General features: G+C 57.9%; 15 protein-coding genes and 1 pseudogene. 11 read left to right on the top strand and 5 right to left on the bottom strand.

What is annotated here, in order from left to right; all coding sequences use genetic code 11:
• The first annotated feature begins 5 nt into the window (after positions 1-5).
• The 3 genes from ACQR3R_RS01465 to pabB all read left to right on the top strand — a co-directional run bounded on the left by ACQR3R_RS01465 (position 6) and on the right by pabB (position 4,078).
• Entirely contained in the window at positions 6-1,541 is a 1,536-nt protein-coding gene (locus tag ACQR3R_RS01465) for an osmotic stress tolerance membrane protein RloB (RefSeq protein ID WP_428270120.1), read from the top strand.
• Positions 1,541-2,527: an alpha-L-glutamate ligase-like protein gene (locus ACQR3R_RS01460; RefSeq protein ID WP_428270119.1), complete on the top strand. Its 987-nt coding sequence runs from the start codon at positions 1,541-1,543 to the stop codon at positions 2,525-2,527. Before ACQR3R_RS01465 ends, ACQR3R_RS01460 begins: the two co-directional genes overlap by 1 nt.
• 213 nt (positions 2,528-2,740) lie before the next feature.
• Positions 2,741-4,078: an aminodeoxychorismate synthase component I gene (gene pabB / locus ACQR3R_RS01455; RefSeq protein WP_428270118.1), complete on the top strand. Its 1,338-nt coding sequence runs from the start codon at positions 2,741-2,743 to the stop codon at positions 4,076-4,078.
• Between the two features lie 44 nt (positions 4,079-4,122).
• Here pabB and thrH read toward each other — a convergent pair whose 3' ends face one another.
• On the bottom strand, positions 4,123-4,740 hold the full coding sequence (thrH, locus tag ACQR3R_RS01450) for a bifunctional phosphoserine phosphatase/homoserine phosphotransferase ThrH (protein WP_428270117.1): 618 nt from the start codon (positions 4,738-4,740) through the stop codon (positions 4,123-4,125).
• A 173-nt stretch (positions 4,741-4,913) separates the two neighbouring features.
• Between thrH and ACQR3R_RS01445 the strand changes: the two genes are divergently transcribed.
• The 3 genes from ACQR3R_RS01445 to ACQR3R_RS01435 all read left to right on the top strand — a co-directional run bounded on the left by ACQR3R_RS01445 (position 4,914) and on the right by ACQR3R_RS01435 (position 8,425).
• Positions 4,914-5,654, top strand: coding sequence for a phosphoadenylyl-sulfate reductase (locus ACQR3R_RS01445; RefSeq protein WP_428270116.1), 741 nt, complete (start codon positions 4,914-4,916; stop codon positions 5,652-5,654).
• A gap of 447 nt (positions 5,655-6,101) precedes the next feature.
• Entirely contained in the window at positions 6,102-7,640 is a 1,539-nt protein-coding gene (locus tag ACQR3R_RS01440) for a cytosine permease (protein ID WP_428270114.1), read from the top strand.
• A gap of 56 nt (positions 7,641-7,696) precedes the next feature.
• Positions 7,697-8,425 carry an aspartate/glutamate racemase family protein gene (locus tag ACQR3R_RS01435; protein ID WP_428270113.1) on the top strand — a complete coding sequence of 243 codons (729 nt, stop codon included), beginning with the start codon at positions 7,697-7,699 and terminating at the stop codon, positions 8,423-8,425.
• 65 nt (positions 8,426-8,490) lie between these two features.
• Here the strand turns inward: ACQR3R_RS01435 and ACQR3R_RS01430 are convergent, their stop codons facing one another.
• Positions 8,491-9,414, bottom strand: coding sequence for a LysR substrate-binding domain-containing protein (locus ACQR3R_RS01430; RefSeq protein WP_428270112.1), 924 nt, complete (start codon positions 9,412-9,414; stop codon positions 8,491-8,493).
• A gap of 127 nt (positions 9,415-9,541) precedes the next feature.
• Here ACQR3R_RS01430 and ACQR3R_RS01425 point away from each other — a divergent pair, with 127 nt between their 5' ends.
• The gene (locus ACQR3R_RS01425) at positions 9,542-10,288 is read left to right on the top strand and encodes an SDR family oxidoreductase (RefSeq protein WP_428270111.1); all 747 of its coding nucleotides are present in this window, start codon (positions 9,542-9,544) and stop codon (positions 10,286-10,288) included.
• A gap of 119 nt (positions 10,289-10,407) precedes the next feature.
• On the opposite strand, the gene ACQR3R_RS01420 is transcribed toward ACQR3R_RS01425, so the two are convergent.
• On the bottom strand, positions 10,408-11,103 hold the full coding sequence (locus tag ACQR3R_RS01420; RefSeq protein WP_428270110.1) for an HAD-IA family hydrolase: 696 nt from the start codon (positions 11,101-11,103) through the stop codon (positions 10,408-10,410).
• Positions 11,104-11,257: 154 nt separating this feature from the next.
• On the opposite strand from ACQR3R_RS01420, the gene ACQR3R_RS01415 reads away from it, so the two are divergent.
• On the top strand, positions 11,258-11,782 hold the full coding sequence (locus tag ACQR3R_RS01415; protein ID WP_428270109.1) for a hypothetical protein: 525 nt from the start codon (positions 11,258-11,260) through the stop codon (positions 11,780-11,782).
• A gap of 224 nt (positions 11,783-12,006) precedes the next feature.
• Here the strand turns inward: ACQR3R_RS01415 and ACQR3R_RS01410 are convergent, their stop codons facing one another.
• Together ACQR3R_RS01410 and ACQR3R_RS01405 are read right to left on the bottom strand one after the other, a co-directional pair.
• Complete coding sequence (locus tag ACQR3R_RS01410; RefSeq protein WP_428270108.1) at positions 12,007-12,378, bottom strand: hypothetical protein; 372 nt, start codon at positions 12,376-12,378, stop codon at positions 12,007-12,009.
• 645 nt (positions 12,379-13,023) lie between these two features.
• Positions 13,024-14,361 (bottom strand): serine hydrolase, encoded by a 1,338-nt coding sequence (locus ACQR3R_RS01405; protein ID WP_428270107.1) that lies wholly within the window; start codon positions 14,359-14,361, stop codon positions 13,024-13,026.
• A 275-nt stretch (positions 14,362-14,636) separates the two neighbouring features.
• On the opposite strand from ACQR3R_RS01405, the gene ACQR3R_RS01400 reads away from it, so the two are divergent.
• The 3 genes and pseudogenes from ACQR3R_RS01400 to ACQR3R_RS01390 all read left to right on the top strand — a co-directional run bounded on the left by ACQR3R_RS01400 (position 14,637) and on the right by ACQR3R_RS01390 (position 15,308).
• On the top strand, positions 14,637-14,984 hold the full coding sequence (locus tag ACQR3R_RS01400; RefSeq protein WP_428270106.1) for a metalloregulator ArsR/SmtB family transcription factor: 348 nt from the start codon (positions 14,637-14,639) through the stop codon (positions 14,982-14,984).
• 22 nt (positions 14,985-15,006) lie between these two features.
• Positions 15,007-15,192: pseudogene (locus ACQR3R_RS01395) on the top strand (ArsB/NhaD family transporter); the annotation flags it as partial.
• A gap of 32 nt (positions 15,193-15,224) precedes the next feature.
• Entirely contained in the window at positions 15,225-15,308 is an 84-nt protein-coding gene (locus ACQR3R_RS01390; protein WP_428272588.1) for an ArsB/NhaD family transporter, read from the top strand.
• Positions 15,309-15,411 lie beyond the last annotated feature (103 nt).

The following is a 15,411-nucleotide window of genomic DNA, read 5'->3' as shown; positions in this document are numbered from 1 at the left end:
TTCCAATGCGCTCTCTTACCCTCCATCTGAAAATCCTGATCACCATTCTGGTGGTGCTGGGCATTTCAGTTACGGCCTATCAAATCTTCGTGCTCGGCATTCCCGTGACCGAAGACGCCACCGACGACTTGTGGAACATCGATGCCAAGGTCGAGTTCGTCGCCAGTGCCAAGGATCCGGTCAAGATCCAGATGTTCGTGCCGCCCCTGAGCCGCGACTTTGTCAGCCTGAACGAAAGCTTCATCTCCAATAACTACGGCGTGGCCGTGAACCGGATCGATGGCAACCGCAAGGTCACCTGGTCGGCACGTCGGGCCAAGGGCAACCAGACTCTTTATTACCGTCTGGTGCTGACCAAACGCTACAGCGGTGAAAAATCCAAAATCAAGGGCCCGACCTTCCGCGACAGCATCGCCGTCGAAGGCGCAGAAAAAGTCGCCGCTGAAGCCCTGCTCGCGCCCATCCGCCAGCACTCCGCCGACGTCGAAACCTTCGTCGGCGAAGCGATCAAGCGTGTCAACAATCTCAACGACGACAACGTGAAACTGCTGCTCGGCGGCGATCCATCCACCGCGAACAAAGCCCGGATCGTCGAACTGGTGCTGTCCATTGCCCACGTGCCAGTGGAGAAGGTCCATACCATCCGCCTGGTGGCCGACCAACCGCAAACGCCTGAACTGTGGTTGCGCAGCTTCAACGGCTCCGATTGGCTGTACTTCAACCCGGAAACCGGCGAACAGGGCATGCCGACCGATCGCCTGTTGTGGTGGACCGGCGATGAAAACCTGATCACCGTTGATGGCGGCAAAAAAGCCAACGTGACGTTCAGCCTTAACAACAGCGAAATGAACGCCATTCGCCTGGCCAAGCTCACCGACGAAAACACCGACGCCAATTTCCTCGAATACTCGCTGTACGGCTTGCCACTGCAAACCCAGCAGACCTTCATGATCATGGTGATGATCCCGATTGGTGTGCTGGTGATCCTGATCCTGCGTAACCTGATTGGCTTGCAGACCCTGGGCACGTTTACCCCGGTGTTGATCGCCCTCGCCTTCCGAGAAACCCAACTGGGCTTCGGCATCGTGCTGTTTACGATCATCACGGCGCTGGGGCTGTCGCTGCGCTCCTACCTCGAACACCTGAAGCTGCAAATGCTGCCCAGGTTGTCGGTGGTGCTGACGTTTGTGGTGGTGCTGATCGCGGCGATCAGCCTGTTCAGTCACAAGCTCGGGCTGGAGCGCGGGTTGTCCGTGGCACTGTTCCCGATGGTGATCCTGACCATGACCATCGAACGCCTGTCGATCACCTGGGAAGAACGCGGTGGCGGTCATGCGATGAAAGTCGCCATTGGTACGCTGTTCGCCGCGTCCCTCGCACACCTGATCATGAGCGTGCCGGAACTGGTGTACTTCGTGTTCACGTTCCCGGCGATCCTGTTGATTCTGGTGGGCTTCATGCTGGCAATGGGTCGCTATCGCGGCTACCGCCTGACCGAACTGGTGCGTTTCAAGGCATTCCTCAAGAAGGCTGACGCCTGATGTTCGGGTTCTGGAAAACCTGGAAGGCCCTGGAAGCACGGGGCATCATGGGCATCAATCGGCGCAACGCAGACTACGTATTGAAGTACAACAAGCGCAGTCTGTATCCGATTGTCGATGACAAGATCATCACCAAGGAGCGCGCGATTGCCTCCGGCATTCATGTGCCGGAACTGTATGGCGTGATTTCCACCGAGAAAGAAATCGACAACCTCGACGAGATCATCGGCGGGCGCAACGACTTCGTGATCAAACCGGCCCAGGGCGCTGGCGGCGATGGCATCCTGGTGATCGCCGACCGCTTTGAAGGGCGTTACCGCACGGTGTCCGGCAAGATCATCAGCCACGAGGAAATCGAACACCAGATTTCCAGCATCCTCACCGGCCTCTACTCGCTGGGTGGCCACCGCGACCGCGCCTTGATCGAGTACCGCGTGATCCCGGACCAGATCTTCAAAAGCATCAGTTATGAAGGCGTGCCGGACATTCGCATCATTGTGCTGATGGGTTACCCGGTAATGGCCATGTTGCGCTTGCCGACCCGTCAGTCCGGCGGCAAGGCCAATTTGCACCAGGGCGCCATCGGCGTCGGCGTTGACCTCGCTACAGGCCTGACGCTGCGCGGTACCTGGCTGAACAACATCATCACCAAACACCCGGACACCACCAATGCGGTGGACGGCGTGCAACTGCCCTACTGGGACGGCTTCATGAAGCTCGCCGCCGGCTGTTATGAGCTGTGCGGACTGGGTTACATCGGTGTCGACATGGTGCTGGATCAAGAGAAAGGGCCGCTGATTCTTGAGTTGAATGCCCGCCCGGGACTGAATATTCAGATCGCCAATGATTGCGGCCTCACCTTGCGCACACACGCAGTAGAAGCGCGGCTGGAAGACTTGAAAGCGTGCGGCGTGACCGAAACGCCCGAAGAACGGGTTGCGTTCGTGCAAGAAATGTTCGGGCATATTCCTGCCGTCGAAGGCTGACCCCAGTGATTTGTGGTGAGGGGATTTATCCCCGTTGGACTGCGCAGCAGGCCTGATTCCGAGGCCGCTTCGCTGCCTAACGGGGATAAATCCCCTCACCACAGACTGAACTCAACCGCCTCCCATTGACCTCTTCCCGACATCCCCTCTAGGAGCAATTCCGCGAGGAGACTACAATCGCCACCCCGCCTCGATGGCTGATCTGCGCCGCTCATGTTGACCTGTTCCGTATACCCGTTGCCCTATCGCGCCAACCCCGCCGAGTACTTCGCGGCGATTCGTCATGCCCCAGGTTCCGTGCTGCTCGACAGTGGCCGGCCCGCGGCCGAGCGTGGACGTTTTGATCTGCTGAGCGCCTGGCCGCTGGAACAGTTGACGGTGGCGCCGGAGGAAAGTGGCACGGCTTTCCTGCAGCGGCTGCGCGACAATCTGACACGACTCGGCACGGCGGAGGTGCCTCTCGATTTACCCTTTGCCGGCGGTCTGATCGGTTACTTGAGCTACGACTTCGGCCGACATCTGGAGCACCTGCCGAGCCAGGCGCAGGACGACCTGCATTTGCCCGACGCACGTTTTGGCCTGTACGACTGGGCGTTGATCAGCGATCACCAGTTGGCGACCAGTCAATTGGTGTTTCACCCGACGCTGACAACCAGCGAACGTGAGCGCCTGATTGCCTTGTTCGGTCAATCGACGGTTGAGCCGGTTCAGCCATTCAAGTTGCATGCGCCGATGAGCGCCGACCTCAGCGCTGACGAATATCGCGATGCGCTGGCGCGTATCCAGCATTACATCCAGGCCGGCGACTGTTATCAGGTTAACTTTGCCCAACGGTTCCGCGCGCATTGCCAAGGTGATCCATGGGCCGCTTACGTGGCATTGCGTGCGGCGTGCCCGACCCCGTTTTCCGGTTTCCAGAGCCTGCCCGAGGGTGGCGCGATACTGAGCCTGTCTCCGGAGCGTTTCGTTAAGGTCAGCGAGCGCCGTGTTGAAACCCGCCCCATCAAAGGCACCCGCCCTCGCGGCCTGACACCTGCAGAAGATGCCGCGAACGCCGACGAGTTATTGGCCAGCCCCAAGGACCGGGCGGAAAACCTGATGATCGTCGACCTGCTGCGCAACGACCTTGGCCGCACCTGCCGCATCGGCTCAGTACGGGTGCCGGAGTTGTTCAGCCTGGAAAGCTATCCAAACGTGCATCACTTGGTGAGCAGTGTGACCGGGATACTGGCCGATGACCGGGACCCACTGGACCTGATTGCCGGCAGCTTCCCTGGCGGCTCGATCACGGGTGCACCGAAGATTCGGGCGATGCAAATTATTGACGAACTGGAACCGAATCGACGGGGGTTGTACTGCGGTTCGTTGTTGTACCTGGATGTGCGCGGCGAAATGGACAGCTCCATCGCGATCCGCAGTTTGCTGGTGAAGGACGGACAAGTCTGTTGCTGGGGCGGGGGTGGAATCGTTGCCGATTCGCAGTGGCAAGCCGAGTATCAGGAATCGATCACCAAGGTGAAGGTCCTGCTCGACACCCTGCAAAACCTGTAGCGTTTTATGGCGAGGGAGCTTGCTCCCTCTCCACATGGCTGGTTTTACAAGGTCAGGGCGCGATTCGACGCTTTGATGAACTCCTGTTTCAAGTCCTCAAAGGTGTGCACCGCCGGGAACTGCGGAAACTCGCGAATCACGTTATCCGGGGCGTGAAACAGAATCCCGGCGTCTGCCTCGCCGAGCATGGTGGTGTCATTGTAGGAATCACCGGCGGCGATCACACGGTAATAAAGACTCTTGAACGCCAGCACCGATTGGCGCTTCGGATCTTTCTGACGCAGCTGATAGCTGGTCACGCGACCTGAATCATCGGTAATCAGGCGATGGCAAAGCAACGTCGGAAAGCCCAGTTGACGCATCAGCGGCTGGGAGAACTCGTAGAACGTGTCTGACAGAATCACCACCTGAAAGCGTTCACGCAGCCAGTTGACGAACTCGACAGCGCCTTCCAGCGGCTTCAGCGTGGCGATCACTTGCTGGATATCGGACAATTTCAGACCGTGTTCGTCGAGAATCCGCAAACGTTGTTTCATCAGCACGTCGTAATCGGGAATGTCCCGAGTGGTAGCCCTGAGGGACTCAATCCCGGTTTTTTCGGCGAAAGCGATCCAGATTTCCGGGACCAGCACACCTTCAAGATCCAGACAGGCAATTTCCACAAGACACTCCCATTTGTATTGTTTATTGAGTCGAGCACGTAAAAAGACTGCCGAACTCTAGCGATTCAGGCGCAGCTGCGCAACGCAGAGGACGCGCCAGCGAGGGCAGGATTTTGTTACCATCAGCCCCATATAGAGCGCCCAGCGCCACCGACCTGTAGGAAGCCGCCCTGATGAGCCCATCGTTCGATGTCGTGGAACTCGCCACGACTTACGCCAATAAATCCGCCCAGGACATCCTGAAACTGGCTTTTGCCGAGTTTGGCGATGACCTGTGGATATCTTTCAGCGGCGCCGAAGACGTGGTGCTGGTGGACATGGCCTGGAAGCTGAACAAGAACGTCAAGGTGTTCAGCCTCGACACCGGTCGTTTGCACCCCGAAACCTATCGTTTCATCGATCAGGTGCGTGAGCACTACAAGATCGAGATCGAACTGGTGTCGCCGGACTACACCAAACTGGAACCGTTCGTGAAGGAAAAGGGCCTGTTCAGTTTTTACAAGGACGGGCATGGCGAATGCTGCGGCATCCGCAAGATCGAGCCGCTGCGGCGCAAGTTGTCTGGCGTGACCGCGTGGGCCACCGGCCAGCGTCGCGACCAGAGTCCTGGCACACGAAGCGCGGTCGCCGTGATGGAAATCGACACCGCGTTCTCCACGCCAGAACGCACGCTGTACAAATTCAACCCGCTGTCGCAAATGACCAGCGAGGAAATCTGGGGCTACATCCGCATGCTGGAATTGCCCTACAATAGCCTGCACGAACGCGGTTTTATCAGCATCGGCTGCGAGCCGTGCACACGGCCTGTGCTGCCAAACCAGCACGAGCGTGAAGGTCGCTGGTGGTGGGAAGAAGCCACGCAAAAAGAATGCGGATTGCACGCCGGTAACATCATCAGCACATCCAAGACGTAACGGAATGAAGATGTGTACACACGAGTGTCACCATCAGTGGCATTTGTGTGTGCACTTTATGTTTCAACGCCGCTAAAAGTTACACCCCGCCCAAGCGACCTTCGCAGTCGCGCCTCGTGAAACGCCTCCCTGAAAAATAAATACCTGTTCAAACGGTCAATTTATAGTGCCTAAATTTCAGCAGGTTACGGATTTTAGATAACAAAACGAAATTAACCTTTCGGTTCATAGATCGTGGACTGGCATGGATCTGGCTTAAGTGCATACATGTTTTGTATACAATAAGAACAAAACATACACACACTTTAGATCCGCAAGCCTGAAGCGCCCTATCCCGTACAGGCTGCAGATGCCCCGTAACCAATGATGCTTGTTGCCCGCGACGAAGATTTGTCGAGCCCATGCTCACGCACAGTCATCGCGACGCCAAGCTCGGAGCCTGCCGGAATGCGTACTAGCCTTTCCAATAACAACATCGCGCTGGATCTACCCTCCTCTCCTGTTCCCACTGCTCACGACCAAACGTTTCAAGAACCGGTTGTGCTCAGCCCTCGCCTGCACAACAAAGACCTGGCACCGACCAAGGCGCAGGGCCGACGCTGGGGCCGCTATAGCATCTTCGCGTTATGGACCAACGACGTTCACAACATCGCCAACTATTCCTTCGCCATCGGTTTGTATGCACTGGGGCTCGGCGGCTGGCAGATTCTGCTGTCACTCGGGATTGGGGCCGCATTGGTGTATTGCTTCATGAACCTGTCGGGTTACATGGGACAGAAAACCGGAGTGCCGTTTCCGGTGATCAGCCGGATCAGTTTCGGCATCCACGGCGCGCAAATTCCTGCGCTGATTCGTGCCGTTATCGCCATCGCCTGGTTCGGTATTCAGACGTACCTCGCCTCGGTCGTGTTCCGGGTTCTGCTGACCGCGGTACATCCCGGTTTTGCCGACTTCGACCACAACTCCATCCTGGGTCTGTCGAGCCTTGGCTGGGTGTGTTTCATCGTGATCTGGTTGGTTCAGTTAGGCATCCTTGCCTACGGTATGGAGATGGTGCGCCGTTACGAAGCGTTTGCGGGCCCGATTATTTTGCTGACCGTCGCCTCGCTCGCCGGCTGGATGTACACCCAAGCCAATGCGACCATCGCCTGGTCGATCCGCGAACCACTGACCGGTGGCGAAATGTGGCGGAATATTTTCGCGGGCGGTGCGCTGTGGTTGGCCATTTACGGCACCTTGATCCTCAACTTTTGCGACTTCGCCCGCTCGTCTCCGTGCCGTAAAACCATCAAGGTCGGAAACTTCTGGGGCCTGCCGGTGAACATCCTGGTGTTCGCCGGCATCACCGTCCTCCTGTGCGGCGCGCAATTTCAAATCAACGGTCGGGTCATTGAAAGCCCTACCGAAATCATCGCCTCGATCCCCAACACCTTCTTTTTGGTACTCGGCTGCCTGGCCTTCCTGATTGTCACCGTGGCGGTGAACATCATGGCCAACTTCGTTGCGCCGGCGTTTGTGCTGAGCAACCTGGCACCCAAATACCTGACGTTTCGCCGCGCCGGGCTGATCAGTGCAACGATCGCGGTGCTGATCCTGCCGTGGAACCTCTACAACAGCCCGCTGGTGATCGTGTATTTCCTGTCCGGCCTCGGCGCCCTGCTCGGCCCGTTGTACGGCGTGATCATGGTCGACTACTGGCTTGTACGAAAAGGTCAGGTCAACGTGCCGCAGTTGTACAGCGAAGACCCCGACGGCGCTTATTACTACAGCCGCGGCGTCAATTTGCGGGCCGTGGCAGCGTTTATTCCTGCAGCAGCAATCGCCATCGTACTGGCCCTGATGCCGGGTTTTCACAGCGTGTCGCCGTTCTCCTGGCTGATTGGCGCAGGCATCGCGGGCATGCTTTACCTGATCATCGCTAATCGTCAGCCGTTTTATGCCGACGTCAGCGGTGAAGCGATCGCGGTCGACAACGTCAGTCACTGACTCCTTGGCGGCCCGGCATAAACGGGCCGCAGAACCACCCGTTATAAGGATTTTTCATGCGAATTCTCGTGGTCAACGTCAACACCACCGAAGCCATCACCCAGGCCATTGCCCGATCAGCGCAATCGGTGGCCGCGCCCGGTACGGAAATCATTGGCCTGACGCCGCACTTCGGTGCCGAATCCATCGAAGGCAATTTCGAAAGTTATCTGGCTGCCATCGCGGTTATGGATCGGGTGATGTCCTACGACCAACCGTTCGATGCGGTGATACAGGCCGGTTACGGCGAGCACGGGCGCGAAGGTTTGCAGGAACTGCTCAACGTGCCGGTGGTGGACATCACCGATGCCGCGGCCAGCACTGCAATGTTCCTGGGCCACGCGTATTCGGTGGTGACCACCCTCGACCGCACGGTACCGTTGATCGAGGATCGTCTAAAACTGTCCGGTCTTTGGGATCGCTGTGCGTCGGTACGGGCCAGCGGTTTGGCGGTGCTGGAGCTGGAATCGGATCCTGAGCGAGCGCTTGAAGCGATTGTTCGTCAGGCTGAATTGGCCGTGCAGGAGGATAAAGCCGAAGTGATTTGCCTGGGCTGCGGCGGCATGGCTGGACTGGATGAGCAGATTCGTCGACGCACCGGAGTGCCCGTGATTGATGGCGTGACGGCGGCGGTGACCATTGCCGAATCTCTGGTGCGTTTGGGGCTGTCGACGTCCAAGGTGCGGACCTATGCGACGCCGCGGCCGAAGAAGATCATTGGCTGGCCTGGAAAATTTGGGCGCTGAGTTCGCAGCGTTAGACCGAGTCGCGGGCTTGCTCGCGAAGGCCGTGACACGGTATCAGGCCCGCCTCAAACCGCGCTGAACCGCTGCCCCAACCCTTGCTCCGCAAATTGCTCGATAACAAAATCAACGAACGCCCGGGTCTTGCCGGGCAACAACTTGTGCTCGGCGTAATAAATGGAGATGTTGCCATCGTCGACGTACCAGTCCGGTAGCACCCGCTGCAAAACGCCTGACTGCAAATAACCGACGGCGAACGGCATGCTCACCAGCGCAATGCCCAACCCCTGAGCGGCCGTCGCGCAAGCAGCCTCCGAATCGCTCATGGTCATCAGCGCTTGGAGGGTTAGCGGGCTGTGTTGCTGAGTACGACTGGTCAATTGCCATGAGCGCACGCGTCCGGTTTGCGGCGAACGAATCAGGATGCCGTCGTGGTGTCGCAAATTATCCGGTTCGACAATCGGATCACGGGCTGCCAGGTACTCGGGCGAAGCCACCAACACCCGATGCGCCACGGTCAGTTTTCTCGCCACCACGCCTTGCGGCAATTCAAATCCCCCGCCAATCGCGGCATCAAAACCCTGCGCAATCAAATCAACCTGACGGTTATCAAAATGCCAATCCGGATTGATCGCCGGAAACCGCCGTAGAAACTCGCCCAGCAACGGCACGATATACAACCGCCCAAACACGGTGCCCATGCTCACTTTCAGGGTGCCCGCTGGCAGCCCTTGCGCACTGGCTAAATTGGCCACGGCGTTTTGAATGGTGTGCAGGCTGGAACTCACTTCGCTCAAAAACAATTGCCCGGCCTCGGTCAACGTCAAGCTGCGCGTGCTGCGCTGGAACAGCCGCACACCCAATCGCGCTTCGAGTTTGGCGACACTTTTGCCGACGGCGGCCGGGGTCAGGCTCAGTCGACGCGCAGCTTCGGCAAAACTGCCAACCTCGGCGCTGCGCACAAAGCATTCGATACTGCTGAACGTTTCCATAATCGCCACTATAAACTTTTGGTTTACACAGACTATCGCAATTACCGCCTACACAACGGGTAATCATGCATTGATACTAGGCTCCATCAACCGAGGCACTAACGCTTCGGGACGTCTGGAGATCGTTATGACTACTCAGAACCTCAGCGGCAAAGTGGCATTGATACAAGGCGGGTCTCGCGGTATCGGCGCGGCCATCGTCAAACGGCTGGCCGCAGAAGGCGCTGCTGTCGCCTTCACCTACGTCAGCTCGACCGCGAAGGCCGAAGCGTTGCAAAACAGCATCACCGCAGCCGGCGGCAAAGCCTTGGCTATCAAAGCCGACAGTGCTGACGCGCAAGCTATCCGGGATGCCGTCAGCGCTGCCGTTGAAACCTTCGGGCGCCTCGACATCCTGGTCAACAACGCTGGCGTTTTGGCCGTTGCACCGCTGGAAGACTTCACACTCGAAGATTTCGATCAAACGCTGGCGATCAACGTGCGCAGCGTGTTTGTCGCCACTCAAGCTGCCGCTAAACACATGACTGAAGGGGGTCGCATCATCAATATCGGCAGCACCAACGCCGACCGCATGCCCTTCGCCGGTGGCGGCCCTTATGCCATGAGTAAAGCGGCGCTGGTGGGCCTGACCAAAGGCTTGTCACGCGATCTGGGGCCACGCGGCATCACCATCAACAACGTGCAACCTGGGCCGGTGGATACCGACATGAACCCAGCCAGTGGCGACTTCGCCGAAAGCCTGATCCCATTGATGGCCGTAGGCCGTTACGGCACAGCGGAGGAAATCGCCAGTTTCGTCGCCTACCTTGTAGGCCCTGAGGCGGGTTACATCACCGGTGCGAGCCTGACCATCGACGGTGGTTTCGGCGCCTGATTGAATAAAGCGCCATGTCAATGTGAGAGCGGGCTTGCTCGTGAAGCGGGAGTGTCAGTCGAAACAGGTTTTATCTGACACACCGCTTTCGCGAGCAGCCCGCCGTCACATTGACGGCGTCAAGCCCATTCGAGTGCAGGCAACCCGCAAGCACTCGGTTTGAAGGCTTTAAGGGTGCGAAGAATGCCATCGGCGTGTGCGTATTTTTCGTCCGCCATCGCTGCATCGGGAATCGCAATCGCCGTCATCCCAGCCGCTTTGGCCGCTGTAACACCGAAAGGCGAATCCTCGAACACCAGGCAATCTTCCGGCGCTACGCCCAAGCGGCGAGCCGCCGTGAGGAAGATGTCCGGTGCCGGTTTGGCCGCGCCAACTTCTGGATCATCGGCTGTCACGATAAAGTCGAACAGCGCAAACCAGTCACGGTGCAACGTGGTTTTCTGGCCGAACGACTGACGCGACGAACTGGTGCCCACCGCAATCGGAATGTTATTGGCCTTAAGGTGCCGGACCAATTCCTGTGCGCCAGGCATCGCCAACGCGGTCGGAAAACGCTCGCGCATCAACGGCTCGCGGATCACCAGGAACTCTTCAGCAGTAATCGGCAAATCCAGCGCTTCAACGACATAACGGGCCAGATCACCGGCGCCACGACCGATGATGTGCTGTTTGATACTCCAATCAAACGTCCGGCCATAACGGGCGGCAATCATCGAGGTGACTTCGGTGTAGATGCCCTCGGTGTCCAGCAGCAAGCCATCCATATCGAAAATCACAGCCTTGATCGGGCCGAACTCGTTCAGCGGTGCATTCATCGCATCTGATCCGTATTCAAAGACATCCCAACGCGGCTCAGGTGTCGCCAGCGCCGGGAATGATTAAAGGTTTCAGCAGCATAACGAGCCCAACTGACATAGGGCAACGCCCAGTGACCGACGGGGACGAAACCCGCCGCGATTGATCGCCGCCATGAATCCCGATCAGCCAGACGTCGAGGCGCTGCTCGATGACTTTCGCCTGTGCCTGAACGAGTACGACGCCTGGGCCGAAAACTTCTGGATCGGCAAGGCACTGCAAACAGAGCAGGTATTCAAAGTGGGCGACGACGTTCGCCTTGTCGCCCCAAAGAACGCCACGACACCTGTCAAATCCACTGTCGCCGCGTGCCCGGCCAACGGCCCGTTGACGTTGGTGCATATGTTTGACGCCGCGCGGTTCGTGCCGATTGGCAACACGCCGGTGATGCTTGAACCGTTGATTGCCGAGATCAAGGGACAGCAGGTATTCGGCGACCCCGTTCACCATCACATAGGCCCCAGCGGCATCCTGGAAATCGCCGACTGCGAGCGCAGCCAGCGTTACCGCATCACCTTCTTCCCCGAGGTTTCCACCGAGCACCAACCGGTTACAACGGATCTCACTGCTCGTCTTCTTCCGCGTCCTCTTCCTCATACCCAATATTGCCCACGTCGCCTGCGTCATCGGCATCATTGAGCGGTACCGTCGCATCGTCCATCAGGGAACCCGGATCTTCATTTCCCGGATCGTTGATGAATGGAAGGCCGCTTGGGCCCTTTTCTTCTTTGCCTTCGGTTTCTGGAGTCATGGCACACCTCACTTTGTCGGCCGTTATATAAGGTTCGAGGCGCCGCCTACCGAAACGTTCATAAACGCAAAAGCCCGGCATATAGCCGGGCTTTTGCTTTGACCGTTCAGGCTCAGTGACGCTTGTGACCCTTCGCCAGGTTGCTGCCGACGCCGCCGCCCAATGCGCCGCCAAGGCCTGCACCAATGGTGGATCCGTTTTTGCCGCCCAAGCTGTTGCCGATCACCGAGCCACCAGCTGCACCGACGCCGCCGCCAATTGCTGCTTTGGTGCGGCTACCTTTGCGTGCAGCAACAGCGCTGCCGGCGGCGCCCGCAACACCTGCGCCCAACGCAGCGCCGGTACTGCCGCCCATTTTCTGGCCGACCACGTTGCCCAACGCGCCGCCCAAACCACCGCCGATTGCGGCAGTGCCATCACCAGCAGCCATCGCACCTTGAGCAACCAAAAGCCCAATAACCAGAGCAGGCAGTGTTAAACGCATGACTAAAACCTCAAAAAATAGGGGTAAACCGAAGGCCGGGGATTGAACGCTTAAGGGGACGGAAAGTCCAGACGCGCGCTGGCTCACCTCGCCATTGGCGACGGTTGGACAGCGTTTAAGGAAAAGGTTTTATCGCGGGCAAAAAAAAGCCCGCTGGGGAACGGGCTAGGGTACTGCTTTCTAACGGATGAGCTGAGACTACGTAGAGCGGTGTGAAAACTTTGTGAAAGACTTTGTTGATAAATCCCGGAGATTTAACAATCTGCAGGCAAGAAAAACCCCGTTCGATGACGGGGTAATGGGTGGATGGATTACTTCCTGGCCGGGGCCGCCACTTTGGGTAAAAACTTCGACCTGGGCCCTCGCTGTATCATGGATTTGATCTTGCCGTTTTTGCTCTGGTCTTCACCGAAACCCGAAACATAGTCAGTCTGGCCACACCGCACGCAATTGTTGATAGGAAATTCTGCACCATCGTCTTCGATATACGGATCAGCCATTTTTTCGCCCCTCGCAAAATCGGGGTCGATACCGGCAAGCCTTTATTGCCTGAAACATACCGACCGCCAAGCTTTTGAGACTAGCCGGTCATTAACGGACTTGTGATTCAGATTGCCCGGGCGCCGACGAATGGAAGGTCCAAGTTTAGTGAGGACCCGACAGGTAAGCCGCCAACGCGTCAAACGCCGGCAATGTCACAGGATCATTGGCCGAATTGCTCGCCACCGGATGCGAGGCGTAACGCACAATCACCATTTCGGCCGCAGGATCCACATATATACGTTGCCCGTAGACACCGCGCGCCATGAACGCCCCGCCCTCCTTGTTCGTCACCCACCACATGGAGCGGTAACTCCAGCCCTTCAACAACTCATAACCAGCCTTGGCAAACGCCTGTTTATCGCCGCCACGCCGAATGTCGGCAACCACTGATTCGGGCACAATTTGCTGGCCGTTGAACCGGCCGTCGTTGCGCAGCATTTCGCCAAACCGCGCCAGGTCTCGCAGACCGGTGTTCAAACCGCCTCCGGCAAACGGCGTACCGATCGAGTCCACCGTGAAATAGGCGTCCTGCTCGGCGCCAAGACGACTCCAGATGCGCTCAGACAATAACTGCGCGACGTTGCGCCCGGTGACCCGCGCGATGACCCAGCCCAAGACATCGGTATTGACCGTCTTATAGGCGAAGGCCTCGCCGTGCTTACCTTGCAATTGCACGGTCTGCAAAAACTCGTAATAGCTTCGCGGGCCTGTGTAGTCCTTGGGTTTTGGCAATGGGCTGCCCGCTTCCGCATGGGCCCAGACCTCGGCGTTCGGGTCGGCGTAGTCTTCGCTGTATTTGAGGCCGGTGGTCATGTCGAGCACCTGACGTAGCGTGGCGCTGCCAAACGCAGAACCCGCCAACTCGGGCACATACTCCACTACCCGTTTGTCAGCATCGATTTTGCCTTCCGCCACCAACATGGCTCCCAGCGTGCCGACCACTGATTTGGTGACCGACATCGCGCCATGCTGACCTTGCGGTTTCAGCACACCGAAGTAACGCTCGTACACCACTTTGCCACGGTGCATCACGACGATGCCGTCGGTATAAGTGGCCGCCAGCGATTGTTCCCAGGTCATCGACTGCTTCGCGCCAAGGGGCATAAAAGTGATTGCATCGATGCCTTTGACTGCAGCAGTTTCCAACGGAACCGGTGCGCCAAGTCCGCGGGATACATTGATCGTAGGCATCAGTTGGCGAAAGTTGGAAACACTCCAGCGCATCGCGGGGAACTGGAAATAACTGCCATCTTCAAACCGCACCGTACGGTCAGCGGGTGGCGGAGCACCCACCATCCAGCCCATTTTTGCAGGATCGCTGGCGACGGCATCGGGAAAAGAGGTAGCAGCGGCGGCACTGGCGAATGATGAGAATGCGCACATCATCGCGACGACAATGGGCAAACCGATGCGGGAGAAATAGACAGGGCGGCGAGTCATTGTATCGATTCCGTTCGAGGAGGCTTCGGGAGTCTAGCAGTCGGACGGGAAATTCATGAAAACCAAAACCATAGCTCCGCCATTCCATCGTCCTTTTCAGAGAAGCCTGATGAGCACGGTACTCACCGTTGCACCCGATCCGGCCTGTCTTGAGAGGAGCAGGTTTCATAACTACGACTGGCTGAAACCGGCTTAAAAAAGGTCGGCAAATTTATGTCTTGCGATATAGATATGGATATCCGTATATTCGATTATCCGTATAAACAGAGCACCCTATGATCTCGCCCCCCGAAGTCTTCAAGAGCCTGTCCGACGAGACCCGCGTCCGCGCCACCCTGCTAATAGCCGATCAAGGTGAGCTCTGCGTCTGCGAGCTGATGTGCGCGCTCGACGACAGCCAGCCTAAAATCAGCCGCCACCTCGCCCAATTACGCAGCAGCGGTCTGTTGCTGGATCGTCGTCAAGGCCAGTGGGTCTATTACCGTCTCAATCCGGGTTTGCCGGATTGGGTTCACGAGATTCTGCTCGTGACGTCCCGGGCCAACGTCGATTGGCTCAAGGACAACGCTTCTCGCCTGCTAAACATGGATGGACGTCCCGTCCGCGAAACTGCCTGCTGCTGAAACCTGACCGAGTGAGCTTTCAATGCTTGTCGCTGTTGCTGTTTTTGCCTGCACTCTCGTTCTCGTCATCCGGCAACCAAAGGGCCTTGGAGTAGGCTGGAGTGCTACGGTCGGTGCGCTGATTGCGTTGGCGGTGGGCGCGGTGTTTGCCAATGACGGCGCGGCGCTGATCCTTGCGCCCATCGTCATGTCAATACTGCTGGCGCTGCGCTTTTCCCCGGCCGCGACCTTGGCCCGAAAATCACCCCCATCGGAAGCCTGGCGACGTTGCTTTGGCTGCACGTGTTGAAGCGCAAAGGTATGCGCACCACTTGGGGCGATTAATTCAAGGTCGGCGTCCTACTGACCCTTCCGGTTCTGTTGATCACCCTCTCGGCGCTGGCCCTGCGTCTGAGCCTTTGATATCCGCCCGAAGCGGAAGGAGCAT

This window comes from Gordonia sp. IEGM753 (assembly GCF_050321825.1).
Taxonomy (GTDB): domain Bacteria; phylum Pseudomonadota; class Gammaproteobacteria; order Pseudomonadales; family Pseudomonadaceae; genus Aquipseudomonas.
Note: the sequence above shows the minus strand (reverse complement) of the source record. Positions and strands in the feature narration are given on the sequence as shown.